A 24,134-nucleotide genomic window follows, 5' to 3' on the forward strand; every position below is an offset into this window, starting at 1 on the left:
ACCCCATCATGCCGTCCCCGCACGCGCGTTCCCACTCCGGTCCGCAAAGCGGAACGTCCGGAGCGGGTGCGCGCGGTGCGGCACAACAGTGCCGTACGGCGAATTATGGGCTGTTGCGCAACGGCCGTACCAGCGCCGGGGCTTGTGCGTGACGATTGTTAACTCCGGTGAAAGGAACCGCTGTTGGCGCATACGCGTGAAGAGACGTGAATAGGATTGCGCACACAGACGTACGACGAACTGCTGGGCGAATGAGAGCGGACAGGGCGGATGACAGACCGAACCGGACCGGCCGCGCGGAAAACGGCGGCAGAGAACGCGGCAGAGAACTCTGTGACGGGCGCCACGGCCGGGGAAGCGACGGCGGCGACATCGACGGCCGGTGAACCAGCGGCGGCGAGCACGGCAGGGAGTACGGCGGGCGAGGCGTCCAAGTCCCGTTCAGGGGCTGCCGGTTCGCCCGGGGCCGTCTCCGCGGAGGCCGTCGCGGCGGAACTGACGCGTCCCGCGATCTCGACGGCGGAGGCCGAGGCGCTCGCCGGTCGCGGCCGTACGCCGGAGGAACCCGCGGGGCCGGCCGGCCCGGCATCCGCTGCCGCCGCCCGTTCGGCGCGGCAGGAGGCCGAGGCCGAGGCACCCGCCGGGGCGCTGGCCGCGAGTGTGCCCGAGGGCGACGGACCGACCCCCGGGGACACGGCGGCCGCGTCCGTCGGCCGCCCGGGCCGCCCGCTGCTGGCCGGTGCGGCCGTGCTGGGCGCGCTGCTGATCGCCGTACCGGGGCTGCTGATGAGCCGGGACCGGACGCCGGAGAGCCACGACCGGGTGGTCGCCGACCAGGCGGGCACGATTCTCGGCGACGGCGCGGCGACGCCGGGCGCCGGGGCGTACGCCTCGGGCACCCCGTCCGCCCCCGCCGCGCACACCACACCGAAGACCGCCACACCGCACAAGACCTCGTCGGGCAAGACGAACGCCGCGCAGCCGGTGAGCGAGCCGACGACGGTCAAGAAGACGAAGAAGCCGACGGCGAAGGCGACGAAGAAGTCCACGACGACCAAGTCCGGGACGAAATCGAGCACCACCACCACGACGTCCAAGTCCTCGTACCCGTCGGACGTTCTCATCACGGCCACCCGGGTACTGAAGGCGGGCCAGTCCATCAACGCGAAGAAGGCCCGGCTGCGCATGCAGACCGACGGCAACTTCGTGCTGTACGACGAGAACAACAAGGCCCGTTGGGCCACCATGACCTTCGGCTCGAACTTCCACGCGGTGTTCCAGGCGGACGGCAACCTCGTCGTCTACACCTCCGACAACCGCGCCGTCTGGGCCAGCCAGACCCAGGGCCACGACGGCTCGATCCTCCGCCTCCAGGGCGACGGCAACATGGTCATCTACTCGGGCGGCTCGACCGCGATCTGGGCGAGCAACACCCAGCACTGACGGCTCCGAACTCCCTCCGGCCCGCCCCCGCTTGGGGACGGGCCGGAGTCGTGGAGCGGGCTTCAGGGTGCGGCGGCGCTCGCGGCTCAGCCCGCGGTCAGGGTGACGTCCTGGCGCTGCACCGCGTGGAAGCGCGGCAGGGGCAGGCCGCCGGATGCGGAGAGTTCCATCACGGTGGCCTCGACCTGGGCGGTGCCGGGGGTGAGCGGGTCGGAGGACGGCTTGCCCGAGTTCTGCCAGGTGTGCTCCATGCCGTCGCAGACCGCGCGGGTGCCGCCGATGCCGTGCCGGACCGAGGGGTCGTTCTGGCTGACGGAGGAACTGACGAAGGCGGCACCGGAGCTGCCGAGACAGCGGTAGGTGCCGGAGAGGGTGACGGTGCCGTCCGGGGCGATCGTGCCCGTGGGGTCGACCGTCACCGTCTCGTACGGGTCGGCGGACGCGGTCGCGGCGGGGGCGGCGGCCAGCAGGAGCAGCGCGGCACCGGCCGCCGTGCCGAGGGCGGAACGCAGGGACATGGGAGTACCTCCTGGAGTCGGGGCCTCCACTGGTACCGGGCGGCGGCCTCGACTCCCGTGATCCTCACTCCTTCGGTGGCGAGTCCGCACCGAGCGTCGTGGAACCGTCCGAGTGTTGTCCGCGTGTTGTCACGCTTCACAGCGGGCTGTTCCGATGAGTTCGCGCCGGGAGGATGGTCTGTATATGCGATGCGGGCGGTGACGGAGCCGCCGGAACGGATCGCATCCGACGTGGAGGTACGCCATGTGTTCCCACCAGCCCTCGTGCCCCGTGACCGACACCGAGACCACCACCCCGCACATCGTCTCCGCCCACCCCGAGCAGGGCTGGACGCTGCTGTGCGACGGCGCGATCGTCTTCGACGACCTGGGCGCCGTTCTCCCCGACGGCCGGATCGTCGCCCCGCACCGGGTGCCGGCGGACCAACTCGCCGTCGCCGCCTGACCGTTCCCACCCCTCGCACCACGGCGGGACCGTCGGGCCGAGCCCACGGCACCCCCTCCCTCGCCGCACCCCCCGGACCGCAGAGGTTCAGGTTGCGCACCCGAGGTGACCAGCAGCGATGCCGTCGGCCTAAGATGATCAACGTGTCCGACCAGCATGCTCCACGGTCTCTCATCGTCACGCTCTACGGCGCGTACGGCCGCTTCGTGCCCGGCCCGGTTCCGGTCGCGGAACTGATCCGGCTCCTGGCCGCGGCCGGCGTCGACGCGCCCTCCGTGCGCTCGTCGGTGTCCCGCCTCAAACGGCGCGGGCTGCTCCTGCCCGCCCGTACGGCGGAAGGCGCCGCCGGGTACCAACTCTCGCCCGAGGCACGGCAGTTGCTCGACGACGGCGACCGACGCGTCTACGCGGCCACGCCCCCGGAGGACGAGGGCTGGGTACTCGCGGTGTTCTCCGTACCCGAGTCCGAGCGCCAGAAGCGGCACGTCCTGCGCTCCCGGCTGTCCGGCCTCGGCTTCGGCACCGCCGCCCCGGGCGTCTGGATCGCGCCCGCCCGCTTCTACGAGGAGACCCGGCACATCCTCCAGCGGCTGGAACTCGACCCGTACGTCGACTTCTTCCGCGGTGAGCACCTCGGCTTCGCGGCGACCGCCGAGGCCGTGGCCCGCTGGTGGGACCTGCCCGCGATCGCCGCACAGCACCAGGCGTTCCTCGACCGCCACGCGCCCGTGCTGCACGACTGGGAGCAGCGCGCGGACACCCCGCCCGAGGACGCCTACCGCGACTACCTCCTCGCCCTGGACTCCTGGCGCCACCTGCCCTACGCCGACCCCGGACTCCCCGCGAGCCTGCTCCCCCGGGACTGGCCGGGCGCCCGCTCGGCGGAGGTGTTCCGGGCGCTGCACGAGCGGCTGCGGGACGCGGGGGCGACGTTCGCGGGCGTATGACGGCGGAACACCGGTCGCCGGGTCGCCCGGTCGCCGTAGAGATCGATTGTGAACAGCTCATGGCAAGGCCCCGTGACCTCTTGCGCACCGCCAGTCACTCAGCTAAACCTCAGCTTCCTTAACGGGTCCTCTCAGAGTTCTTACCTAGCCTTCGACGACGTCGCTCGTCGGGTAAGAAAGAGGACTGTTGCGCATGACCACCACGGCAAGGGCTCAGGGAGCCACCGTCTGGCTCACCGGACTGCCGAGCGCGGGTAAGACGACGATCGCCCAGCATCTCGGGGAGCGGCTGAGAGCCGAGGGACATCGCGTGGAGGTCCTCGACGGCGACGAGGTGCGCCGCTTCCTCTCGGCCGGCCTCGGCTTCTCCCGCGAGGACCGCAACACCAACGTGCAGCGCATCGGCCTCGTCTCCGAGGTGCTCGCGCGCAACGGCGTGCTCTCCGTCGTCCCGGTCATCGCCCCGTACGCCGACAGCCGCGAGGCCGTCCGCAAGCGCCACGAGGCCAGCGGGACGCCGTACATCGAGGTGCATGTCGCGACCCCCGTCGAGGTGTGCAGCGAACGCGACGTGAAGGGCCTCTACGCCCGCCAGGCCGCGGGCCACCTCACCGGACTGACCGGCGTCGACGACCCGTACGAGCCGCCCACGGACCCGGCGCTCACGCTGCCCACGCAGGTGCAGAGCCCGCAGGAGTCGGCGGACGCGGTGTACGCGGTGCTGTCCGAGCGGGGGCTGGTGTGAGCGCGCTGACGACCACGGAAGACTTCACGCTCTCCCACCTGGACGCGCTTGAGTCGGAGGCGGTGCACATCTTCCGTGAGGTGGCGGGTGAGTTCGAGCGGCCGGTGATTCTGTTCTCCGGCGGCAAGGACTCGATCGTGATGCTGCGTCTGGCGTTGAAGGCGTTCGCGCCCGCGCCGGTGCCGTTCTCGCTGCTGCATGTGGACACGGGACACAACTTTCCCGAGGTGCTTGAGTACCGGGACCGTGTGGTGGCCGCACATGGGCTCCGTCTCCATGTGGCCTCCGTACAGGACTACATCGACCGCGGTGTGCTGCGCGAACGCCCCGACGGGACACGCAACCCGCTCCAGACGCTGCCGCTCACCGAGAAGATCCAGAGCGAGCGCTTCGACGCCGTGTTCGGTGGCGGTCGGCGGGACGAGGAGAAGGCGCGCGCCAAGGAGCGGGTGTTCAGCCTTCGCGACGAGTTCTCGCAGTGGGACCCTCGCCGGCAGCGCCCCGAGCTGTGGAACCTCTACAACGGACGGCACGCGCTCGGCGAACACGTCCGCGTGTTCCCCCTGTCCAACTGGACCGAGCTGGACGTCTGGCAGTACATCGCCCGCGAAGGCATCGACCTCCCGCAGATCTACTTCGCCCACTACCGCGAGGTCTTCAACCGCGGCGGCATGTGGCTGACCGCCGGTGAGTGGGGCGGCCCGAAGGCCGACGAGCCCGTCGAGAAGCGCCAGGTCCGGTACCGGACCGTCGGTGACATGTCGTGCACCGGTGCCGTGGACTCCGACGCCGCCACGCTGGAGCAGGTCATCACCGAGATCGCCGCCTCCCGGGTCACCGAGCGCGGCGCGACGCGGGCCGACGACAGGCTGTCCGAGGCCGCGATGGAAGACCGCAAGCGCGAGGGGTACTTCTAGCCATGAGCACCATCACCATCGACACGCTGCGGTTCGCGACGGCCGGTTCGGTCGACGACGGCAAGTCCACGCTCGTAGGGCGGCTGTTGCACGATTCCAAGTCGGTTCTGACCGACCAACTGGAGGCCGTGGAACGGGTGTCGGCCGACCGCGGCCAGGACGCTCCCGATCTCGCCCTCCTCACCGACGGCCTGCGCGCCGAACGCGAACAGGGCATCACCATCGACGTCGCCTACCGCTACTTCGCCACCCCCCGACGGCGGTTCATCCTCGCCGACACCCCCGGCCATGTGCAGTACACCCGCAACATGGTCACCGGCGCCTCCACCGCCGAACTGGCGATCATCCTGGTCGACGCGCGCAACGGTGTCGTGGAGCAGACCCTGCGGCACGCCGCCGTAGCGGCACTGCTGCGGGTGCCGAACGTCGTCCTGGCCGTCAACAAGATGGACCTGGTCGGGTACGAGCAGCCGGTGTTCGAGCGGATCGTCGAGGAATTCGCGGGCCACGCGGCCGAGTTGGGGCTGCCCTCCTTCACGCCGATCCCGGTGTCGGCGCTCGTCGGCGACAATGTCGTGGACCGTTCGGCGCACATGGACTGGTACGAGGGCCCGGCGCTGCTGGAGTTCCTGGAGGACGTCCCGGTGGGCGCGGACCCGTCCGACGCGCCGGCCCGTTTCCCCGTGCAGTACGTCATCCGGGACGGCGAAGTCCGTTGGTACGCGGGCCAGTTGGTGTCCGGCTCGCTGCGTGTCGGTGACCGGGTGACGGTGCATCCCTCCGGTGAGACCTCCGAGATCACCGGGATCTCCGTGCTCGGCACCGACGCCGACGTGGCGTACGCGCCGCAGTCGGTCAGCCTGCGGCTCGCCGGTCAACGGGACGTGGCGCGCGGCGACATGATCAGCGCCGGGGCCGACGCGCCCGCGCTCACGCAGGACGTGCGGGCCGCCGTATGCCATCTGGCCGACCGGCCGCTGCGGGTCGGCGACCGGGTGCTGCTTCGGCACACGACCCGCACGGTCAAGGCGATCGTCAAGGACCTCGCCGGCGCGGCCGAGCTGACCGCGAACGATCTGGGCCGGATCACCCTGCGCACCGCCGAGCCGCTCGCGCTGGACGACTACGCGGTCTCCCGCCGCACGGGCGCGTTCCTCGTGATCGATCCTGCGGACGGCGCGACGCTCACCGCGGGGATGGCCGACCTCGCCTGATCCTCGCCGGCAGAACGCCCTCGGGTCCCGTTTCGCACGGGGCCCGAGGGCGTTCTTGTGCCATGCCCAAATAGCCCGTCGAAATGACCTGTAGCCGTCGCATCCGTCACGAGTCGTCAATAGCGCGGTAACAACGGGAGCAGCAGTGCGGGAGTGGCCGTTGAACGGGGTATGCCGCTCGACACGGGGCCAAAAGTCCCGGGCGGTGCCCGTCGAGAGACCCTGACAAAGGGCGCCGTACCATTCATATAGTTGAAAGCAGGACAGCCTGCTCCATGAACGGACCCGCCTTGCAAGAACGCCCTTCCGCCTCCGCCTCCTGGCGCATCGCACTGCCGCACACCGCCGCGGCCGTGCCGGTGGCCCGCGCACTGGTCCGTACGGCTCTGTCCGAAGTGGAGTACACGGCCGACAGCGACACCGCGGAGCTGCTGACGGCGGAGCTGGTCGCGAACGCGGTGGAGCACACCGCCGGTGACGCCCCCATAGAGCTCGTGGTCGAGCTGCTGCCCACCGGCTGCCAGGTCGAGGTGCACGACCCCGACCCGGAGCCGCCCGGAAGTCTCACGAAACCCGTCGCCGAGGAACCCGACCCCTGGCAGGAGCACGGGCGCGGCCTGCTGCTGATCCGCGCCCTCAGCTCGTCGTGCGGCCACCGCCCCACCGAGTCCGGCAAGGCGGTGTGGTTCAGGCTGCCCGTCGTACCGGCGCAGTGGCGTCCGGCGGGATAGCCGCCGCAGAACAAGGCCGTAGAGCAAGAAGGCCTGGTCAGGCCAGTGTGGCCACCAGAATGGCCTTGATCGTGTGCAGTCGATTCTCCGCCTGGTCGAAGACGACCGAGTGGGCGGACTCGAAGACCTCGTCGGTGACCTCCAGCGAGTCGAGGCCGTGGGTCTCGTATATCTCGCGGCCGACCTTGGTGCCGAGGTCGTGGAAGGCCGGCAGGCAGTGCAGGAACCTGACGTCCGGGTTGCCGGTGGCCCGCAGGACGTCCATCGTCACGGCGTACGGTGCGAGGGCCGTGATCCGCTCGTCCCAGACCTGCTTGGGCTCGCCCATGGAGACCCACACGTCGGTGACGACGAAGTCGGCGCCCGCCACCCCCTCCTCGATCCCCTCGGTGAGCGTGATGCGCGCACCGCTCCGCTCGGCGAGCGCGCGGGCGGCGGTGACGATCTCCTCGGCGGGCCAGTACGACTTCGGGGCGACGATCCGTACGTCCATGCCGAGCAGCGCGCCGGTGACCAGGTAGGAGTTGCCCATGTTGAAGCGCGCGTCGCCGAGGTAGGCGAAGGCGATCTCCTTGAGGGGCTTGGCGCTGTGCTCGGTCATGGTGAGCACGTCGGCGAGCATCTGCGTGGGGTGCCAGTCGTCGGTGAGGCCGTTGTATACGGGCACGCCCGCGTACGCACCCAGCTCCTCCACGGCGGCCTGACTGTCCCCGCGGTACTCGATGCCGTCGAACATACGGCCGAGCACCCGCGCGGTGTCCTTCACGGACTCCTTGTGCCCGATCTGCGAGCCCGACGGGTCGAGGTAGGTCGTCGAGGCCCCCTGGTCGGCCGCGGCGACCTCGAACGCGCAGCGCGTGCGCGTCGAGGTCTTCTCGAAGATCAGCGCGATGTTCTTGCCCGACAGGTACCGCGTCTCGCCCCCGGCCTTCTTGGCGGCCTTCAGCTCGGCGGCCAGCTCGATCAGGCCGCGGAACTCCTCCTCGGAGAAGTCCAGCTCCTTGAGGAAGTGGCGGCCGGCAAGGGCGGTCGGGACTGTCGCCATGGGGGCGCTCCAGAGATGCGGGTGCAGGGGAACAAGTGCTTGGTTTGGAATTCTATACGATACCTAGAATTTCTATACGGCGTCCCGTTCGACCGGGCAGCTCATGCAGCGCGGCCCGCCCCGCCCCCTGCCCAGCTCACTCCCCGGGATCTCGATCACCTCGATGCCCTGCTTGCGCAGATACGTGTTGGTGGTGGCGTTCCGCTCGTAGGCGACGACGACGCCGGGCTCGACGGCGAGGACGTTGCAGCCGTCGTCCCACTGCTCGCGCGCGGCCGCGTGCACGTCCTGCGTGGCGGTCAGGACGCGGATCTCGCTCAGCCCGAGGGCGGCGGCGATCGCGCGGTACATGTGCTCCGGCGGATGGTCGGTGACCTTCAACTCCTTGTCGCCGACGCCCGGTTCGATCGTGTACGACCGGAGCATGCCGAGCCCCGCGTACTGGGTGAAGGTGTCACCGTCGACCATCGTCATCACCGTGTCGAGGTGCATGAAGGCGCGCTGCTTGGGGATGTCGAGCGCCACGATCGTCTGCGCGGAGCCCTCGGCGAACAGCTTGTGCGCGAGCATCTCGACGGCCTGCGGGGTGGTCCGCTCGCTCATGCCGATGAGCACCGCGCCGTTCCCGATGACGAGCACGTCGCCGCCCTCGATGGTGGACGGGTAGTCGGCCTGCCCCTCGGACCAGACGTGGAACTTCTCGGCGCGGAAGAGCGGGTGGTGCCGGTAGATCGCCTCGAAGTGGACGGTCTCGCGCTGCCGGGCCGGCCAGCGCATGGCGTTGACGGAGACGCCGTCGTAGATCCAGGCGGAGGTGTCGCGGGTGAAGAGGTGGTTGGGGAGGGGGGCGAGGAGGAAGTCGTCGAGGTCCATGACGTGGAAGCGGACGGAGGTCGGCTCCGCGTGGGCCTCCAGGAACTCCCGCTTGGTCATGCCGCCGACGAGCGCCTCGGCCAGTTCGGGTGCGGGCAGGGCCTCGAAGGCGGCGCGGAGGTGGTCGGTGGCGAGGGGGCCGTACTCCTTCTCGTCGAAGACGCGGTCCAGGACGAGCGCGCGGGCCGCCGGGATCGCCAGGGACTCGGCGAGCAGGTCGCCGAAGAGGTGGACGGCGACGCCCCGGTCGCGGAGCACGTCCGCGAAGCCGTCATGCTCGGCGCGCGCCCGGCGGACCCAGAGCACGTCGTCGAAGAGGAGGGCGTCCTTGTTGCCAGGAGTGAGCCTTTTGAGCTCCAGATCCGGCCGGTGCAGGATGACGCGGCGGAGCCGCCCGGTCTCGGAGTCGACATGGAGTGCCATGTCTCCATCCTGACCATCCGGGGCCGGGTTCACCCCCTTACTTCACATACCGCCACCACTTCGCGCACTGCCACTTCTTTTCGTCCCCTTGACGACAAGTGGGCCGGGCGATTATCGTCTTACTGACGAGATCGATGCGGGATCCGACCGGATCCCACGGGACTTGACGGGATCTGAGGGACTCTGATGGCCGACATCACCCGGCGCCTGGGCTGGCGCCACCTGCGCGGAGCTCCGACGGCACACATCCGGCACCACCGCTCGGGCAAGCTGCTGCACGACGGCCCCGGACTCAGCTTCTGGTTCCGCGCGTTGACCGCCGCGCTCTCCGAAGTGCCGGTCGACGACCGCGAGTTGGCCATGACCTTCCACGCCCGTACGTCCGACTTCCAGGACGTGGCGGTCCAGGCGACCGTCACCTACCGCATCAGCGACCCGGCCCTGGCCTCCGCCCGCCTCGACTTCTCCGTCGACCCGGACACGGGTGTGTGGCGGGGCTCGCCCCTGGAGCAACTCGGCACCCTGCTCACGGAGACCGCCCAGCAGCACGCGCTGGCCGTGCTCGCCCGGACACCGCTCGCGTCCGCGCTGGTCGACGGGGTGACGGCGGTACGGGAGCGGATCGCGGAAGGCCTCGGCGCCGAACCTCGCCTGCCGGCCACCGGCATCGAGGTGGTCGCCGTCCGCGTGATGGCCATCCGCCCCGAGCCCGAGGTGGAACGGGCGCTGCGCACCCCGGCCCGCGAACAGATCCAGCAGGAGGCGGACAAGGCCACCTACGAGCGCCGGGCCGTGGCCGTCGAACGGGAGCGCGCGATCGCCGAGAACGAACTCGACAGCCAGATCGAACTCGCCCGCCGCGAGGAGCAGTTGGTCGACCAGCGCGGCACGAACGCCCGCCGCGAGGCCGAGGAGCACGCGGCGGCCGACGGCGTACGGGCCGAGGCGGAGGCGACCCGTACGGTACGGCTCGCCGACGCCGAGGCGGCGCGTTCCGTACGGCTCGCCCGAGCCGAGGCCGAGGGTGCGCGCGAGGTGGGTGAGGCGCGGGCGCACGCCCAGGCGGCGTGGCTGCGGGTGCACGCCGACGTCGACGTAGCGACTCTCCACGCGCTCACCGGGACGCGGCTCGCGGAGAACCTGCCGAACATCGACAGCGTGACGATCTCGCCGGATGTGCTGACGGGACTGCTCGCCAAGCTCGGTACCGGTGGCGTCGAGGCGGGCGCGTGAGTCTCGCCCCGCGGGCCGTCCTCGTCCATCGGACCACGGAGTACGAGGAGTTGGTCGCCCGGCACGGGACGCACGGCCAGGCCGCGTACTTCCTTCGCTCGCGGGGCCGGGACATCGAGGAGGTCGCCGAACGGCACCGCCGGGCCCGGCGGGCGCTGGCCGATGTGTCGTCGGCTGTCCCCCTGACGTGGCGTCAGACCCAGGTCGAGCGGGGTGACTTGGACCGGTTCCTGTTCGCGCCGGAGGACGTGGTGCTGGTCGTCGGGCAGGACGGGCTGGTCGCGAACGTCGCCAAGTACCTCGCCGGGCAACCTGTGTTGGGCTTCGACACCGACCCCGGGCGCAACCCGGGCGTCCTGGTACGGCACCGCCCGTCGGCGGCGGGGGCGCTGCTGCGGTCGGCGCACGCGTCCGGTACCGGGGCGGACGAACTCACCATGGTCGAGGCCGTCGCCGACGACACACAGCGGTTGGTCGCGCTCAACGAGATCTATCTGGGAGCCGTCGGTCATCAGACGGCCCGATACCGCCTGGGTCTGGAGGGCGACGGGGGTGTCGTCGAGGCCCAGGCGTCCTCCGGGGTGCTCGTGGGAACGGGCAGCGGGGCCACGGGGTGGCTCCGGTCGGTGTGGCAGGAGCGGGGCAGTTCCCTCGCCCTGCCACACCCCTCGGAGGACAGGCTGGTGTGGTTCGTACGGGAGGCGTGGCCGTCACCGGTGACGGGGACGTCGCTGGTCTCGGGGGAGCTGGTCGGGGCGGCCGTGCTTCAACTCACCGTCGAGTCGGAGGGGTTGGTCGTGTTCGGGGACGGGATGGAGGGGGATGCGGTGGAGTTGACGTGGGGGCAGGGGGTGCGGGTGGGGGTTTGCGGGGAGAGGTTGCGGTTGGTGGGGTGAGCGGCGAGCGACGTACCGCGCTCTCCCTCTTGCGAGGAGTCGAAGGGCCTACGATCGCTCCGGCCGGTCATCAGCGGCTGCGCGGGCGTCGCGCCGCCGCCGCGAACTCGCGCAGGGCTTGGGTGAGTTCGCGCCTGCGGTCGGAGTGGTCGTCGATGGACACCACAGCGTCGCAGAGTTCCCACAACGCCTCCGGATGATGCCGGGCGAGTCCGGTGAGAATCCCCGCGATGTCAGTACGTGCCTTGGTGTGACGGGGCAACGTTCCAGTGATATGCGGGTTCAGCGCGCCAACCACTGTCTGCCGCTCGGTCGGGTCTGTCATCAACGGATACGCGAGCAGGGCGTCCACAGCCCGCTGCAGCGGCGAGGCCGACCGGTCCCCCACGTCCTCGCCTGCGGGCGGCAGGATCTCGGTGCGTTCGGGCATCTGCAACCGGATCTCAGGGTGCTGCAGCGTCCCACCCGCCGCCCGCAGCGCTTTCACCCGAGTCTGTACGGCGGAAAAGAGTTCCTCCGGATCGGGCAGTCCTGGAAGCACCCCGGCACGGTCCGCGAGCAGACCGAGCAGGACCTCCGAAAAGAGGCCGGTGGCCCGCACAGGATCGTTGGCGGCGGCCCGGCCGCGCCCCGCGGCACGCAGCGTCGACTGCCGGTGCGCGAGGTTGCGCCGCCCCACGGGCAGGGCATCGGCGGGCAGCGGGTCCCGGAAGGCCAGCGCCTCCTCGAAGGTCTCGCAGGCGTCCACCAGCCACAGTTGTTCGGCCAGTCCGGGCACGGCGTCACCGGAGTAGCGGGCCAGGGCCGAGTCCAGGTCGAGGGCCACCTTGTCGTCGATGGTGGCGTCCGAGCACAACAGCCGGAGGTGCTCGGCACGGTCGAGAACCCCGTGACCGCCCCACCACACCCACAGCACATCGCCCTCGGCTGTGGAGAGTTCACGTACGAGCGCGCGACGCAGGGTGGCGTGGTCGGCGGGCCGGTAGGAGATGTCGGGGACGAACGGAGGCAACGGAGCGAGGTGCAACCGGAGTTGGGACTCGGGCACGCCGGCCGCGCGCAGCAGCCCGTGGAACGCGAGAGCGTCCCTGGCGGGCCCGGGCAGGTTCCAGGAATCGCCCGCGTCGTACTTCTCGATGCCAATGATCAGGGCGTGGACCCGGCCCGGGTCCTGCCTGTGCACCGCCTGCTCGGCACCGGTCACGGCAGCCGGTCCACAATGTGCCGGTACACGACGGGATTGGTCCAGTACGCGCTGTGAGCCGCCGGGAACGGCTGTTTGCTGTCGACGGCGACATCTGTGACACGCCCCGGGAACAGTGCCCCGCCGAGATAGCCGAGCAGGTCACGGGGGTCGTACAGGTTCAGCCAGGCGGGGACGTGCGGCGGGAGAGGGGCGGGGTGTTCGAGGGAGGGCAGCGAGCCGGATTCGTACAGGAAGGGGCCCTGGGAACCGGCCGTCACCAGGAGCTGGACCTGAGGAAGGTCGGCCGCGATCAGGGTGTCCAGGGCGATGATGCCCCCGAGACTGTGGCCGACCAACGTCACCGGCGGTTCCAGGCCCTCGACGAGCGCGCGCAGGTCGGCGCGGACCCCGTCACCGCGGCTGAGGTAACGCAGGATGTCCCCGGCAGCGGGGTGGGCGGCCTCGGTGAGGACGCGTCTGCGGCGCACTACTGCACGGGAGGCGGCGGAGCCTGCAACTCGCAACAACAGGGAGCGCACTCCCCGTTCCGTCCCTCGCGGCCGGGCGCCGAGGGCTTCGGCGAGCCGGTCGGTGGCCGCGTCCCGCGTCTCACCGGTCGGCGCGAGCGGCGCGTCCGCGTCGAGTGCGTCGGCGATGACGCGGGCGACCAGGCTGCGGGCGGCAAGGACCGCCAGGTCGTCCGGGTCGAGGGTGTCGGCGGCGAGGCCCAGCAGCGGATGAGCGGCCAAGTCCGTGGCAGCGCGGGCCAGACCGGGGCCCAAGTCCGTGGCGGCCGCGTCCCCTTGTGCGGCGAGCGCGGCCAACTGTGACTGCAGCTTCTGCTGCGGCGGGGCAAAGCCGGGCGGGCGCTCGCCGGACGCCCGCGAGCCAGCCGCCGCCAGGGCGAGTTCGGCGTACGGATCGGAATAGAGCACGGCCCAAGCCGCAGCCGTGTTGTCGGCAGCGGCCGGCCCGCCAGAGGTATCTACCAGACCGCGGGTCGTGCTCCCCAGCTGCGGAGGCAGACTCGCCCCACCCGCGGCGAGCGTGGCGCCGTGTGCGCCTCCCCAGTAGTACGGCACGATGCGCAGCCCGTCCCTCAGCTCGGCCAGGCCCGCCGCGACGCGCCTCGCGAGCGTGGAGAATCCCGGCTCGCGCACTCCCGTGCCGTGGATGAAGACAACCGCCGTCATGTGCCCCCCATGGCACCGATGCCTGCCTGCGGCGCGACGCGAGCAACTACCTTTACTCGTCCAAGTAACTCATATTCTGCGGTGGTTGGTGGTCGGTTACAGCGGCATCGGGGCGATGTCGCATTCGATCCGTCGGCGCTGACGGGCCGCCAGGAGCCAGGGGTGGTCCTCCCGGACTACTCGCTTGAAGCCCTCCACCGCGCGTCGCTCCATCTCGTCCGCCTCTCCCCCACGGCCCAGCCCCCGCAAGTCGAGTGCCAGGTTCGAAGCGCAGGAGAGAGTCAGCGGGTGATCCGCTCCGGCCGCCTCGGCCAGCAGCGGGAGGTTGGCCTTGTCGATCTGGCGGGCTCGGTCGAAGTCCAGCCACTGGTATGCCGTGTTCGCCTGACCGATCGCGACGGTCAGCGTCATCACATGGTCGGGCCCGACTGTCTCGGCCAACCGCGCGGCCGCGTCGTCCTCGCATTCCTGGGCGGCCGAGAGTTCCCCCAGGCGCGAAGGGTGGCTGCCAGATTCGCCTTCGTGAGAAGGGCGTGACCGTGATTCTCACCGAAACGACCCGCGCAGCGTGCCACCGTCTCCTGGCCACCGTCCATACTCTCGGGGATCACCCGCAGTCGCGAGGCAAGACCGGCGAGCGCGGTCAGGATGAGACTGTCCCGTTCGGCCGGGATCCAGCAGATCACCTTGTAGTCCCGCTGATGGCGGTAGACGTACTCGAGCGCGAGCTGGGACTTACCCACGCCTCCCATCCCATGCAGCGCGTGCGGCAGCACGGCCGCGGTGTCCTGGGCCCCCAACTGCTCCTCCACCGCCTGAAGCAACGCCGTACGTCCCACGAACGACGTGTTCCTCAGCGGAACGTTCACCAGGAGGGCCGATGCTCCGGCCATCGACCTTCCGGTCGCGGTGCTCGGCATGTGAATTTCAGCCTCCGGGACTCTTATGAACGGTCACGGTTACCAGAGGATCCGAGTTGAGCCGAACTCAACTCGGGACGAGAGTTGGGCGGCAGGAGCTGTCAGGCTCTGTGCTGTGGCTGGAGCAATTCGGGGCGGGCCAGCATTCGGCGGGACGCTCTCCCCGGGGTGAGGGCCGCGTTGGCGACGATCCAGCCCGCGAGAGCGTGCGGTTCGGCCGGATGAGTGTCCAGCACATCGGCGTATCGGGCGAGTGCGGTGGCCGGGTTTCCCGCTGCCAGATACTCGTCGGCGGTGCGGGGCGTACTCGGGCGGTCGGCGAACGCATAGGTGCGTACATCGGGCCAGGACTCGCGGTCAGCACGAAAACGAAGGGCGGCCGACTCGTTCACCGCGACGGGATTCGGTGCGACGTTCCGCAGTCGCCATTCGGTGCGGTGCAGCGCGGCCGCGGTACGCGCCCGGTCGAGGGCCGCCCCGTCCACCGGCTCACGCAGCCAGCCGTCGAGCGTCCGGCCCAGCCCGGCGACGAGCACACGTCCCTCGGCCGTGAGCCTGCCGCTGGCCAGCAAGGTACGTACGACCAGCCGGCCCTGCAGCCGGCGCAGCGCGAAGTGGTACGCGGCCGTGTCGGCGTGCTCCGGGTTGGCGAGACGTTCCCGCCAGAAACCCGCGACGCCGATGAACGCGTAGGCGCCGTGCAGGAGCCCCGTGAGATGCCGTGGGTCGGCGCGCCAAGGCGCGTAGTAGCGCTCCTCGCGGTCGTCGTCGAGGAGGGGGAACAGGTGGAGCAGCGCGGCCAGTTTGCTGTGCTGGAACTCGTGGACGAAGGCCTCCGCAAGAGCGAGTGCGGAGGAAGGGCGGGCGATCACCATGGCACCGTAGGAGTCACCGCTGGTGGCGGAGACGCGCACGTCGGGTGGCGGCGGCGGTGTGCTGCTCGTCCGCCCCCACGGGACGATGGCTCGAATCACCCTCGGTTCGAGCCGGCCCAGTCCTGACTCCTCCGTCCCGGTGAGGAATCCCGTGGCCTCTTCGAACATCGTCTGCCACACGGCAGCCTCATCCGCATCCAGCCGGGCCGGAGCGATGGGATCGTCAAGATCGCGATAGGGATCCAGGTCGTCGAGCGGGACGTCGCTGGTGCCCGCGGGCCCGGCGTAGGTAAGAGTGCGCAGCGGGACCCAGCGCGCGCCGGTACCGACAGGGTCGGTCTTCTCGCGAGCGGGTGCCGTCCGGGGGCGGCAGGTGAGTACGGCGCCGGCCCGGGAGGATTCCGGGTTCGCGGCCTCCGGGAGCGTCAAGGTCAGCTCGCCGTCGCGAGCCTGCGCCCTGCCGATCGTCACCCCGGCTTCCGTGGCGGCGAGTTGAGCCATTCCCAGGCCGGGCAGATGCAGCGCGCCGTCGGTGAGCGGGACCAGGAGGTCCGCCTCGATGCGAGCGCGGAGAGCCGCCGTGATGGCCAGAACTCCCAGTCGGCCTGCCTCTGCCCACAGAAGAGGACCTTCCGAGGCACCGTGCATGCGCCGTAGGACGTGCGCCAGCCAACTACCAACCTGGGGAGCCAGGATGAGTCGCTCGACCGCCTCGGGAGCCCGGCCGGCCGCGGCCCGGAGAACGCGCCATGCCTCGGAGTGCGGGGTGAGCGGTGTCGGCACGGATCCGAGGTGCTCCTGGAGCGTGCGCAACAGGAGGAGCCGCCGCACTCGTTCGCCGCGTTCGAGGAAGGCCAGGGAGTCGGACGAGCCGCCTCCGGTGGCGAGTTCGGCGAAGAGGTGGTCGGGCATGCGCAACGGAGGCCGGGGCTGCTCGGTCGTCATTGCCGGAGAACCTCCGTTGTACGTGCGATCAGGAGGGAGGAACGATCCGCTCCTCGCGTGTGAGGTGGGGTGGCTGCACCCCTGCTACTCCGCTCTGCCCGGCTCGCCGCCGCCGCGCATACTGCTGCGCGGGCGCAGGACTTCCACCAAGAGGCGGTCGGTGCGACCGAGTGGCGTCAGGGTGTCGAAGGCGGTGAGAGGCACGTGGGCAAGGTCGGCCAGATCCGACTCCCAGGCCGGGCCGCCTACACCGGAAATCCTTTCACCGGCGGTGACTTGGACTTCGGGTACATGAGTCAGCGGCCGGTGCAACGTGCCTACCTCTTCGTCTTCATGGTGGTGTATGGGGCATCTGAAGTGACGCATCGCGGCGAAGCCCCGCCAGATCATTGCACATGATGACCCGCGCCTCCCCAAGGCTTGCGCGACTCGTCCCGTGCGCGTAGGAGGCACTCGCGGTTCGCCCTGTCACCCAAGGTGCATCGCCGTTGGGCACGCGTTGCCGCACGGGGCGTACCACCAGCCAATTCGGGACTCAACGCAGCAGACCGAGGCTTCCGTTGGGCCCGTCACAGCGGTATGTGCACCATGTCGCACTGGATGCGTCGGTGCAGCTTTGCCGCCTGGAGCCAGGGGTGGTCCTCGCGTACCACCCGCGTGAATCCCTCCACCGCCCTGCGCTCCAGGTCGTCCGCCTCGGCACCACGGCCCAGGCCGCGCAGGTCCAGGGCGAGGTTCGCGGTGCAGGACAGGGTCAGAGGGTGGTTCGGGCCCGCGACCTCGGTCAGGAGCGGAAGGTTGGCCCGGTCGATCCTGTGGGCGTGCTCGAAGTCGACACGCGCGAATGCAGCGTTGGCCCGGCCCAGGTCGACCGTCAGCGTGCTCACATGGCGGGGCCCGACTACGTCGGCCAGTCTGCGAGCCGCGTCGTCCTCCAGTCGCTGAGCGGCGTCCAGGTCTCCGAGGGCCTGCAGCGTGGCGGCCAGGTTCGCCTTGGCCAGCAGGGTGTGCCCGTGATCCTCGCCGAAGCGTCGAGTGAGGCGGCGCACGGTGTCGTCGCCGAGTCGGTAGGAACCGTCGAGATCCCCGGCGTCGCGGCGGTCGACCATGACATTGATCGCCGTCGACATCGTTTCGGTATGATCGAGACCGAAGGCGGTCACCAGGTGGCGCAGAACCTGCTCGGCGAGCTTGGCGGCGTCGGCGATCGCGCCGTCACGGCGCCGACAGACCGCGAGATTGCCCGCGATGCGCAGCGTGAGGGGGTTGTGGTCGCCGAGCGAGGCACGCGCGTTGCGGTACACGTCCTCCAGAAAAGCTCGGGCGCCTGGATAGTCGCCACTCTCACGCATATCGATCGCCACGCCGTTGAGGGTGTTGAGCGTCAGCGAACTGGCGGGCCCGAACAACTCCTCGCGCCTGCGGGCCGTTTCCTGGTCCATGGGCAGCGCGTCGCTGAACTGACCACACAGGCGCAGGTCGACACCCCAACTGTGAGCGGCCCGCAACGTGATCTCGTCGTCCGGCCCGAGCTGCGTGCGGGCCTGCTCGGTGGCTTCCTTCCCCAGATCTCGCGCGTCCGCGAACCGGCCTTGGTAGCGCCGCGCGTCAGCCAACTCGATCATCGAGTCGATGAGATCCTCCGGATACACCTCCACCCGGCGCGAGACCTCCAGTGCCTTCTCGTTCAGCCGGATGGACTCACCTCTTTCCTCGCCGACGACACGCAGCAGGAATGCGAGGATCTTCGAAATGCGGATGACATGGATGCTCTCCTCGCCGGACGCGGCGAACCAGGCGTCGTAGGCCTGCCGGGCCAGGTCGACAGCACCTTGGTGGTCACCCCAGTAGTAGAGGAACAGCACGTTTTCGTAAGCCAGATCGCGCGCATCCGCATCCGCGCTGGCCACAACCTGGGAGCTGAGCACGTGCGGCAGCAGTGCCTGGTAGGCGGGCCACTCGAGAGAGGAGGCGTAGTGGCCGGGTTTGGCCGCTGAAAGGAGCCGGTGTGCGGCCTTCTGCATCCGCTCACGCTCCTCGGGGCCCAGTTTGGCGAGGAGGACGTTCTGCAACAGCCGGTGCATCTGCAACGTGTCGAACCGCAGATCCAGCTTCACCAGAGAGAACCGGGTCAAGTCACGGATGGCCCGGCTCAGTTGGATTGCCTCGTGCAGAATGGGGTTGACCTCGCGGGTGATGTCGATACCTCGCCCCTTGCGGAGCATGGAGAGTGGAACCGGTTCGGGAGCCATGCAGGCGCAGATGTCGAGGAGTTCGCGCGCCCCCGGGCTGTTCTCCCTGATCCGCTCCAGCGAGATGTCCCACGCCGCCGCGACGGACACAGGGTAGTCGGGGTTCGGGTCGAGGTGAAGAATCTCCGGGCTGCGCTGCGCCAGCAGTTCGAGGTAATCGTCGACGAGCATCCCTGTGACAGCACGCCAGGCCCCCGCCTGTTCCACGGCGAGCGGCAGGTCGCCCAGGGCAGAGGCGAGCCGGCCGGCGTCGTCCACGGACAGGTCCGGGGAGCGCTTCTGGAGCAGCTCGATCGACTCCTCCCGCTCGAACACGTTCACCGGCAGCGGCGTCGCCACACGCTCCCAGTCCCGGTTGCGAGACGTGACGATGATCTTCCCCGGACCATTGGTGGGAAAGTAATTGCGGACCGCCTCGACGTTCTCGGCGTTGTCGAAGATCAACAGCCAGTTGTCGTACGGCACTCCCGTGCGCAGCGCCTCCAGAACAGCCGGTACGGCCGTGTTGGCGGCGGGGGCACCACCACCGTCCATACTCTCGGGGATCACCCGCAGTCGCGAGGCAAGACCGGCGAGCGCGGTCAGGATGAGACTGTCCCGTTCGGCCGGGATCCAGCAGATCACCTTGTAGTCCCGCTGATGGCGGTAGACGTACTCGAGCGCGAGCTGGGACTTACCCACGCCTCCCATCCCATGCAGCGCGTGCGGCAGCACGGCCGCGGTGTCCTGGGCCCCCAACTGCTCCTCCACCGCCTGAAGCAACGCCGTACGTCCCACGAACGACGTGTTCCTCAGCGGAACGTTCACCAGGAGGGCAGGCTCCCCTGTCGACTTCATCTCCATGCCTGGCCGAGCCTCCCTGGGGTTTCCGGTCCGGTCGGAGCGCGCTCCGTGTTCGTCTTCAGGTGATGTCACGTTGGTCGGCGCATCAGCCTGAAGTCCGACCGACACCGACGGGGTTCCGTCCGCGGCCGGGGTACTTTCCTCTATCCGACGAGCCCGCTCGGAATACGGCCCCGACAGCGCACGCATGACGGCCAGTTCGGAGTGGTGCCAGCCGCGGGCACTCGGGTCGGGCAATGTCGCTCCCGCCGGATCACGCAGTGCGGCACGGAGCGCGACACCATGTGTGCCGGCCGCAGGCAGCTCGCCCAGAATGCTGACGATCGCGGCCAGTTGGGAGCGAGTCGTCGTGGCGAGAAGTGCTTCGCGCACTCCATCGGCGAATTCGGGTACTGTGCCAAAGCCGCCCCAGTCGATCAGGCCGCCCATGATGATCTCGGCCAGATGCCCGGGCGCGCTGTCCGGCAGCGTCCGCTTGCGGAGTTCGTCGATGAGATCGAACTCAAAGGGGATGGCAGCCAGTTGCGTAGCCAGCCGACGGGCCGTCGGCGTGGCCAGGGTGAAGAAGCGGCGCACCGCGGCAGCGGCCGCGCGGGGATGCCGTGGCGCGCGCAGACCGGGAGCCGGTGCTCCCTTCGCCAGTGTTCCGGCCAACACCGTGGGCAGTTCGCGGCACAACCCCGGCTCCCCGGTGACGAGTTCGGCCCAGGTGATGATGGACCCGGCCTTCAAGGAGAGCACTGGGACCGGCACTGTGGTGTCCGGGTGCTCCGGAAGAGGTCGCATGGGATCAGTTCCGCCCCATGGCGGCCGTACACCGAGGCATCGGTTGGGTGCTCCGAGTCCTCCGGCTTCCAGCATCGCCCGATACGGATACAGGGAGGACCTGTGTCGCACGTAGGGCGGAAGTAGATGCAGGATCGCCGTTGGACCGGCCCGACCGAGGCGCTCGAGCAGCTGATCGGCGGCGGGGCCGGCCCAGCCGTGTCCCAGACCGTCGGTGACGACCAGGAAGACGCGATCTCCTCTTCCACTGAGGATTTCCCCCAGATGGGCCGTGGCCCGTCCCGCACCCCAGCGCAGTGTCGGCTGCCCGACACGGGGCACGTCCAGCCCCACGACACGTACGCCTCGAAAGGCACCACTGTGTTCCGCGGCGAGGGACAAGTCCGCCGTGGACTCGCGCCAGATCGCCATGGTGGGAGCGTCGTCGATCAGCAGAACCAGATCGAACGCCGCCGAGGTGGCGGGCTGGAACCATGGCATCCACAGTTCGTCCGACACCCCCCGCTCGGCTGTGACTTCTTCGTCCAGTTCCACGCCGATGTGAGACGGCACCCGACGCGCCAACCTGTGCAGTGCGCGAGCCAGCCGCGCCGACTGCCGACCCGAACCCGGTGTGGTGTCGGATGTCGGCAGCACGGGCCGCCCCAGGTGTACCTGGTCGGGGCCTTCCGGGTCCGGCGCGGGCAACGGCCGGGAGATCGGAACACGCTCGTCACTCGACGGCTCAGGTCGTTCTCCGCGCGGCGGCGTGGGCGGTAACGGCGGTGTCCCACCGCCCGGTTCGCCTTCCTCGACAGCCTCCACGGCACTCGGCGGAGCGCGCCGTCCCGTCCGGTTCCAGTACGCACTCAGCCAGACTGCGTCTGCCAACTCCTGCCAGTGCGGAGTGGATTCCGAGCGGTCCACGAGCGAGGCCGATGTCTCTTGCGGCCCGTGCGGGGGTTCCTGCGCACCCGCACCGACTCCGTCGGGTCCAGGTGCCCGCTCCCGGGGTAAGCCGGTCATTCAGCGGCCCTTCGCGAGGTCGCGGAGCAGCATTTCTACGAGCTTACGCCCGTCCGCATCGGCCTGGAAACCACCCAGAGTGGTCAATTGCACAGCGTTCAGCAACTGGTCGAGCGAATGAGTCCCTCCGCTCCGCACCCGGCGGATGTAGTCGTCCACCAGAACCTCCGCCCCCTTCGGGCGTGCCCTCAGATGGCTCTCCACAATGGCCAGCAACTGCTCCCGGCTGGGCGGCCGCATCTCCAGCGGCAGACACCGCCTGCGGAACGCCGCCGGGAACTCCCTCTCCCCGTTGCTGGTGATCACCACGATCGGGAACTCCCGGCACTCGACCCGCCCGTCACGCACTACCGCGTTTCCGTCGGGGTCACTGGTGTGCACGCGGGCCGAATCGGCGACATCGCGCACCAGTTCAGGGATGTCGTAGCTTCCGTTCTCCAGGACGTGCAACAAGTCGTTGGGCAGGTCGATGTCGCTCTTGTCCAGCTCGTCCACGAGCAGGACACGAGGGCGGTCGTACGGGAGCAGGGCTGTGCCCAGAGCTCCGAGGGTGATGAACTCCCCCAGCGTGGGCGTCCGTTGACGATCGGGTGAGGAAGCCCGTCCTGTCTCGTCGGCTTTCTCGTCGGGCCCTGCGTCGGTCATTTCCCGCAGTCCCGCCCTCCAGGCGGCGATGGCCTGCGCCCGCCCCAGCGCGTCGTACGTGTGGAGTCCGTCGCGCAATGTGGTGCGGCTGACTATGTTCCATTCGAGGACACGCCCCAGGCCCAGTTCACGTCCGATGAGGAACGCGAGAGTCGACTTGCCTATCCCTGGCGGCCCTGTGATCAGCAGGGGGCGACGCAGCAGCAGCGCCGCGTTGACGATGTCGGTCTCCTCGGCGCCGAGCTGCTGGACCACGTCGCCCGGTCCCAGGCGGCGCAGCGCGGCCTCCTCGTCCTCGGGCGGCGGAGGTTGGGGCGGGCCGCCGCGGAACTGTCGCCAGGCCGGAGGCTCGGGCAATTGGGGCAGCGGACCGTCAGGGGCGTGTCCGGTGGCATGGAACACGTGCCAACCATTCGGGACCGTCTGCTCCTGTGTGGTCATAGCGGTGCCTCCTCGCCGGCGAGATCGCCTTGGTCGAAGTCGTGGATGTCGACGAGTCGGTTCGGGTCGTCCCAGAGGAAGGCGATATGACGCCCCAACAAGAGCGGCCCGGCGACGTGAAGCTCGGCCGTGCGGCGTAGCCGATGAATGGCAACGGGTAACTGTGCGGACGTCGGTACCGCTGCGAACACAGCCGTGACCACTTCCCGCCGCTCTTCAAGGAACTCGCCCCGCCGGTCCCAGACCGCGAGGCCGACCCCTTCCGCGATGGCTGCCTTTAGCGCGTCCGTCGCGGCACCCCCCTCCGGTGCGTCGATCACCACGGCCGTCCGGCTCGGCTCGGCAGCCAGGGAGGCCAGCCACTCGTCAAGGCGGTCGGCGTCACTCGCCTGCCAGCCGTGCACTCCGATGCCCTGGCTCTGCAGTGTGTTCCAGCGTTCCAGCCACTGCGTCCGGACCAGGGCGTCATCCGTACGCATCCGTTCGAGACTACGCAGATGCACTGCGTACTTCAGGGCCAACGGCAGGGGCTTGCTGTCACCGGATCGGAGCCTCAACCCGGCGACATCGTGGTTGAGGAGGTCGTAGGGGAGTACGAACTCGACGTAAGGGGGCGCCTGTTGTGCGCCTGTCGGGTTCTGATCCTGTCGTCCCGGCGAGAGTCGGACCACTTGGCGCAGGACTCGCTCGACGGCCGGACCGAGCCCGTCGAGACCGGTTGTCTCGGGTTCGGCGGGCTGAGGCTGCCAACGGCCGGGAACGGTGTTCAACCACGGCCGGACGACAATGTCTCCGGAGCCGTCGCGCGCCGGGTCGACAGCCACGACCAGACATCTGGGAATCGACGGATCCGTTGCCACGACCGCCCGTTCGGATCTGCGCCGCTCGAGTTCGGCGAGCAGGCCGGCGCGGTCGGCCCAATGGTGGGCCCAGGCTGAGAAGGTGACTCTGCGGCCCGGGGTCTTGGACTGCTCTGCTGCGTGCTCCATCAACAGGACGGCGGGAGGCAGCCCGTCGGGCTGGACGTTCAACTCCAACACATACGTAAAGAGTTGGATCACGGACAGTTGCGAAGGCAGGTCGAGATGCAGCTCGCCCGCGAGCCCGTCCCGCAGTCCGATCTCGGACAGCCTGGTCTCAGCGCCGTCCAGCAGTGCGAGAGCAGAGCTGACATCATCCTCCGTCAGAGGCCCGAACAAATGCGCAGCGATGCCGGGAGACGCGACGGGAGGCACGAGCAACTGCTCGAACCGGCCGGCGACCGAGGCACCCTCGAAGACACGGACGACGTCGACCAGGATGCGCTCCCCCGCCATGACACCGAGCGCCGCCCGCGCCATGGCGATGACGTCCTCGCGCTGTTTGACACCGCGCAGGTCGACGCGCTGATTCAACTGCTCGGAGAGCACAGTCGCGAAGTATGTGCGACCGGCCTGGTCCTCCAGACAACCGAGTTCGCACAGAGCCTCCGTCAGGCGGAACAGCAGATCCCTGCCCGACGCACGCCCGAACTCGCTTAATCCCGCCGCCGTTTCCACCGACTGTCCCCCATGAGTCGGTACATCTGACTGACCTGCGAAGCTAGCACGCCGACTTCGTCAGAACCAGGTGAA

Annotated in this window: 20 protein-coding genes; 9 read left to right on the forward strand and 11 right to left on the reverse strand. The window is 69.6% G+C overall.

Going from position 1 to position 24,134, the window contains the following annotated elements; genetic code table 11:
- Positions 1 to 270: 270 nt before the first annotated feature.
- Complete coding sequence (locus tag ACGFY9_RS15635; RefSeq protein WP_393754389.1) at positions 271 to 1,443, forward strand: hypothetical protein; 1,173 nt, start codon at positions 271 to 273, stop codon at positions 1,441 to 1,443.
- 86 nt (positions 1,444 to 1,529) lie between these two features.
- Here the strand turns inward: ACGFY9_RS15635 and ACGFY9_RS15640 are convergent, their stop codons facing one another.
- On the reverse strand, positions 1,530 to 1,961 hold the full coding sequence (locus ACGFY9_RS15640; protein WP_393754391.1) for a DUF6299 family protein: 432 nt from the start codon (positions 1,959 to 1,961) through the stop codon (positions 1,530 to 1,532).
- Between the two features lie 244 nt (positions 1,962 to 2,205).
- Here ACGFY9_RS15640 and ACGFY9_RS15645 point away from each other — a divergent pair, with 244 nt between their 5' ends.
- The 6 genes from ACGFY9_RS15645 (at position 2,206) to ACGFY9_RS15670 (ending at position 6,960) form a co-directional block, all read left to right on the forward strand.
- A complete protein-coding gene (locus ACGFY9_RS15645) occupies positions 2,206 to 2,406 on the forward strand; it encodes a DUF5999 family protein (protein ID WP_393754393.1) in 201 nt (66 codons plus the stop codon).
- A gap of 134 nt (positions 2,407 to 2,540) precedes the next feature.
- A complete protein-coding gene (locus tag ACGFY9_RS15650) occupies positions 2,541 to 3,353 on the forward strand; it encodes a PaaX family transcriptional regulator C-terminal domain-containing protein (protein WP_393754395.1) in 813 nt (270 codons plus the stop codon).
- A gap of 193 nt (positions 3,354 to 3,546) precedes the next feature.
- Positions 3,547 to 4,098 carry an adenylyl-sulfate kinase gene (gene cysC, locus ACGFY9_RS15655; RefSeq protein ID WP_393754397.1) on the forward strand — a complete coding sequence of 184 codons (552 nt, stop codon included), beginning with the start codon at positions 3,547 to 3,549 and terminating at the stop codon, positions 4,096 to 4,098.
- The gene (gene cysD, locus ACGFY9_RS15660; RefSeq protein ID WP_393754398.1) at positions 4,095 to 5,015 is read left to right on the forward strand and encodes a sulfate adenylyltransferase subunit CysD; all 921 of its coding nucleotides are present in this window, start codon (positions 4,095 to 4,097) and stop codon (positions 5,013 to 5,015) included. Before cysC ends, cysD begins: the two co-directional genes overlap by 4 nt.
- A 2-nt stretch (positions 5,016 to 5,017) precedes the next feature.
- The gene (locus tag ACGFY9_RS15665; RefSeq protein WP_393754400.1) at positions 5,018 to 6,229 is read left to right on the forward strand and encodes a sulfate adenylyltransferase subunit 1; all 1,212 of its coding nucleotides are present in this window, start codon (positions 5,018 to 5,020) and stop codon (positions 6,227 to 6,229) included.
- A gap of 275 nt (positions 6,230 to 6,504) precedes the next feature.
- On the forward strand, positions 6,505 to 6,960 hold the full coding sequence (locus ACGFY9_RS15670) for an ATP-binding protein (RefSeq protein ID WP_393754401.1): 456 nt from the start codon (positions 6,505 to 6,507) through the stop codon (positions 6,958 to 6,960).
- Positions 6,961 to 6,997: 37 nt separating this feature from the next.
- On the opposite strand, the gene argF is transcribed toward ACGFY9_RS15670, so the two are convergent.
- Both argF and ACGFY9_RS15680 read right to left on the reverse strand, forming a co-directional pair.
- Positions 6,998 to 8,005 (reverse strand): ornithine carbamoyltransferase, encoded by a 1,008-nt coding sequence (argF, locus tag ACGFY9_RS15675; RefSeq protein WP_393754403.1) that lies wholly within the window; start codon positions 8,003 to 8,005, stop codon positions 6,998 to 7,000.
- Between the two features lie 72 nt (positions 8,006 to 8,077).
- Positions 8,078 to 9,301 (reverse strand): arginine deiminase, encoded by a 1,224-nt coding sequence (locus ACGFY9_RS15680; RefSeq protein ID WP_393754404.1) that lies wholly within the window; start codon positions 9,299 to 9,301, stop codon positions 8,078 to 8,080.
- 186 nt (positions 9,302 to 9,487) lie between these two features.
- Between ACGFY9_RS15680 and ACGFY9_RS15685 the strand changes: the two genes are divergently transcribed.
- The gene (locus ACGFY9_RS15685) at positions 9,488 to 10,534 is read left to right on the forward strand and encodes an SPFH domain-containing protein (protein WP_393754406.1); all 1,047 of its coding nucleotides are present in this window, start codon (positions 9,488 to 9,490) and stop codon (positions 10,532 to 10,534) included.
- Complete coding sequence (locus tag ACGFY9_RS15690; RefSeq protein WP_393754407.1) at positions 10,531 to 11,430, forward strand: hypothetical protein; 900 nt, start codon at positions 10,531 to 10,533, stop codon at positions 11,428 to 11,430. The genes ACGFY9_RS15685 and ACGFY9_RS15690 overlap by 4 nt, the downstream gene beginning before the upstream one ends.
- A 70-nt stretch (positions 11,431 to 11,500) precedes the next feature.
- On the opposite strand, the gene ACGFY9_RS15695 is transcribed toward ACGFY9_RS15690, so the two are convergent.
- From ACGFY9_RS15695 to ACGFY9_RS15730, 8 genes are all read right to left on the reverse strand, one after another.
- Positions 11,501 to 12,634, reverse strand: coding sequence for a caspase family protein (locus ACGFY9_RS15695; protein WP_393754409.1), 1,134 nt, complete (start codon positions 12,632 to 12,634; stop codon positions 11,501 to 11,503).
- Complete coding sequence (locus ACGFY9_RS15700; protein WP_393754410.1) at positions 12,631 to 13,809, reverse strand: hypothetical protein; 1,179 nt, start codon at positions 13,807 to 13,809, stop codon at positions 12,631 to 12,633. Before ACGFY9_RS15700 ends, ACGFY9_RS15695 begins: the two co-directional genes overlap by 4 nt.
- 96 nt (positions 13,810 to 13,905) lie before the next feature.
- Positions 13,906 to 14,220: a tetratricopeptide repeat protein gene (locus ACGFY9_RS15705; RefSeq protein WP_393754412.1), complete on the reverse strand. Its 315-nt coding sequence runs from the start codon at positions 14,218 to 14,220 to the stop codon at positions 13,906 to 13,908.
- Positions 14,220 to 14,648, reverse strand: coding sequence for a hypothetical protein (locus ACGFY9_RS15710; RefSeq protein WP_393754414.1), 429 nt, complete (start codon positions 14,646 to 14,648; stop codon positions 14,220 to 14,222). The genes ACGFY9_RS15705 and ACGFY9_RS15710 overlap by 1 nt, the downstream gene beginning before the upstream one ends.
- Positions 14,649 to 14,830: 182 nt before the next feature.
- Positions 14,831 to 16,549: an HEXXH motif domain-containing protein gene (locus ACGFY9_RS15715; protein ID WP_393754416.1), complete on the reverse strand. Its 1,719-nt coding sequence runs from the start codon at positions 16,547 to 16,549 to the stop codon at positions 14,831 to 14,833.
- A 569-nt stretch (positions 16,550 to 17,118) separates the two neighbouring features.
- Entirely contained in the window at positions 17,119 to 21,435 is a 4,317-nt protein-coding gene (gene fxsT / locus ACGFY9_RS15720) for an FxSxx-COOH system tetratricopeptide repeat protein (protein ID WP_393754418.1), read from the reverse strand.
- Complete coding sequence (locus ACGFY9_RS15725) at positions 21,436 to 22,521, reverse strand: MoxR family ATPase (protein WP_393754420.1); 1,086 nt, start codon at positions 22,519 to 22,521, stop codon at positions 21,436 to 21,438.
- The gene (locus ACGFY9_RS15730; RefSeq protein WP_393754422.1) at positions 22,518 to 24,059 is read right to left on the reverse strand and encodes a hypothetical protein; all 1,542 of its coding nucleotides are present in this window, start codon (positions 24,057 to 24,059) and stop codon (positions 22,518 to 22,520) included. Before ACGFY9_RS15730 ends, ACGFY9_RS15725 begins: the two co-directional genes overlap by 4 nt.
- Between the last annotated feature and the right edge of the window lie 75 nt (positions 24,060 to 24,134).

The sequence above is a fragment of the Streptomyces sp. NPDC048504 genome (genome assembly GCF_043200035.1).
Taxonomy (GTDB): domain Bacteria; phylum Actinomycetota; class Actinomycetes; order Streptomycetales; family Streptomycetaceae; genus Streptomyces.

Coding starts and splice junctions, on each gene's coding strand:
- ACGFY9_RS15635 (WP_393754389.1), top strand. CDS start 271: ATGACAGACCGAACCGGACCGGCCGCGCGGAAAACGGCGGCAGAGAAC.
- ACGFY9_RS15640 (WP_393754391.1), bottom strand. CDS start 1,961: ATGTCCCTGCGTTCCGCCCTCGGCACGGCGGCCGGTGCCGCGCTGCTC.
- ACGFY9_RS15645 (WP_393754393.1), top strand. CDS start 2,206: ATGTGTTCCCACCAGCCCTCGTGCCCCGTGACCGACACCGAGACCACC.
- ACGFY9_RS15650 (WP_393754395.1), top strand. CDS start 2,541: ATGATCAACGTGTCCGACCAGCATGCTCCACGGTCTCTCATCGTCACG.
- cysC (WP_393754397.1), top strand. CDS start 3,547: ATGACCACCACGGCAAGGGCTCAGGGAGCCACCGTCTGGCTCACCGGA.
- ACGFY9_RS15665 (WP_393754400.1), top strand. CDS start 5,018: ATGAGCACCATCACCATCGACACGCTGCGGTTCGCGACGGCCGGTTCG.
- ACGFY9_RS15670 (WP_393754401.1), top strand. CDS start 6,505: ATGAACGGACCCGCCTTGCAAGAACGCCCTTCCGCCTCCGCCTCCTGG.
- argF (WP_393754403.1), bottom strand. CDS start 8,005: ATGGCGACAGTCCCGACCGCCCTTGCCGGCCGCCACTTCCTCAAGGAG.
- ACGFY9_RS15680 (WP_393754404.1), bottom strand. CDS start 9,301: ATGGCACTCCATGTCGACTCCGAGACCGGGCGGCTCCGCCGCGTCATC.
- ACGFY9_RS15685 (WP_393754406.1), top strand. CDS start 9,488: ATGGCCGACATCACCCGGCGCCTGGGCTGGCGCCACCTGCGCGGAGCT.
- ACGFY9_RS15700 (WP_393754410.1), bottom strand. CDS start 13,809: ATGACGGCGGTTGTCTTCATCCACGGCACGGGAGTGCGCGAGCCGGGA.
- ACGFY9_RS15705 (WP_393754412.1), bottom strand. CDS start 14,220: ATGACGCTGACCGTCGCGATCGGTCAGGCGAACACGGCATACCAGTGG.
- ACGFY9_RS15715 (WP_393754416.1), bottom strand. CDS start 16,549: ATGACGACCGAGCAGCCCCGGCCTCCGTTGCGCATGCCCGACCACCTC.
- fxsT (WP_393754418.1), bottom strand. CDS start 21,435: ATGACCGGCTTACCCCGGGAGCGGGCACCTGGACCCGACGGAGTCGGT.
- ACGFY9_RS15725 (WP_393754420.1), bottom strand. CDS start 22,521: ATGACCACACAGGAGCAGACGGTCCCGAATGGTTGGCACGTGTTCCAT.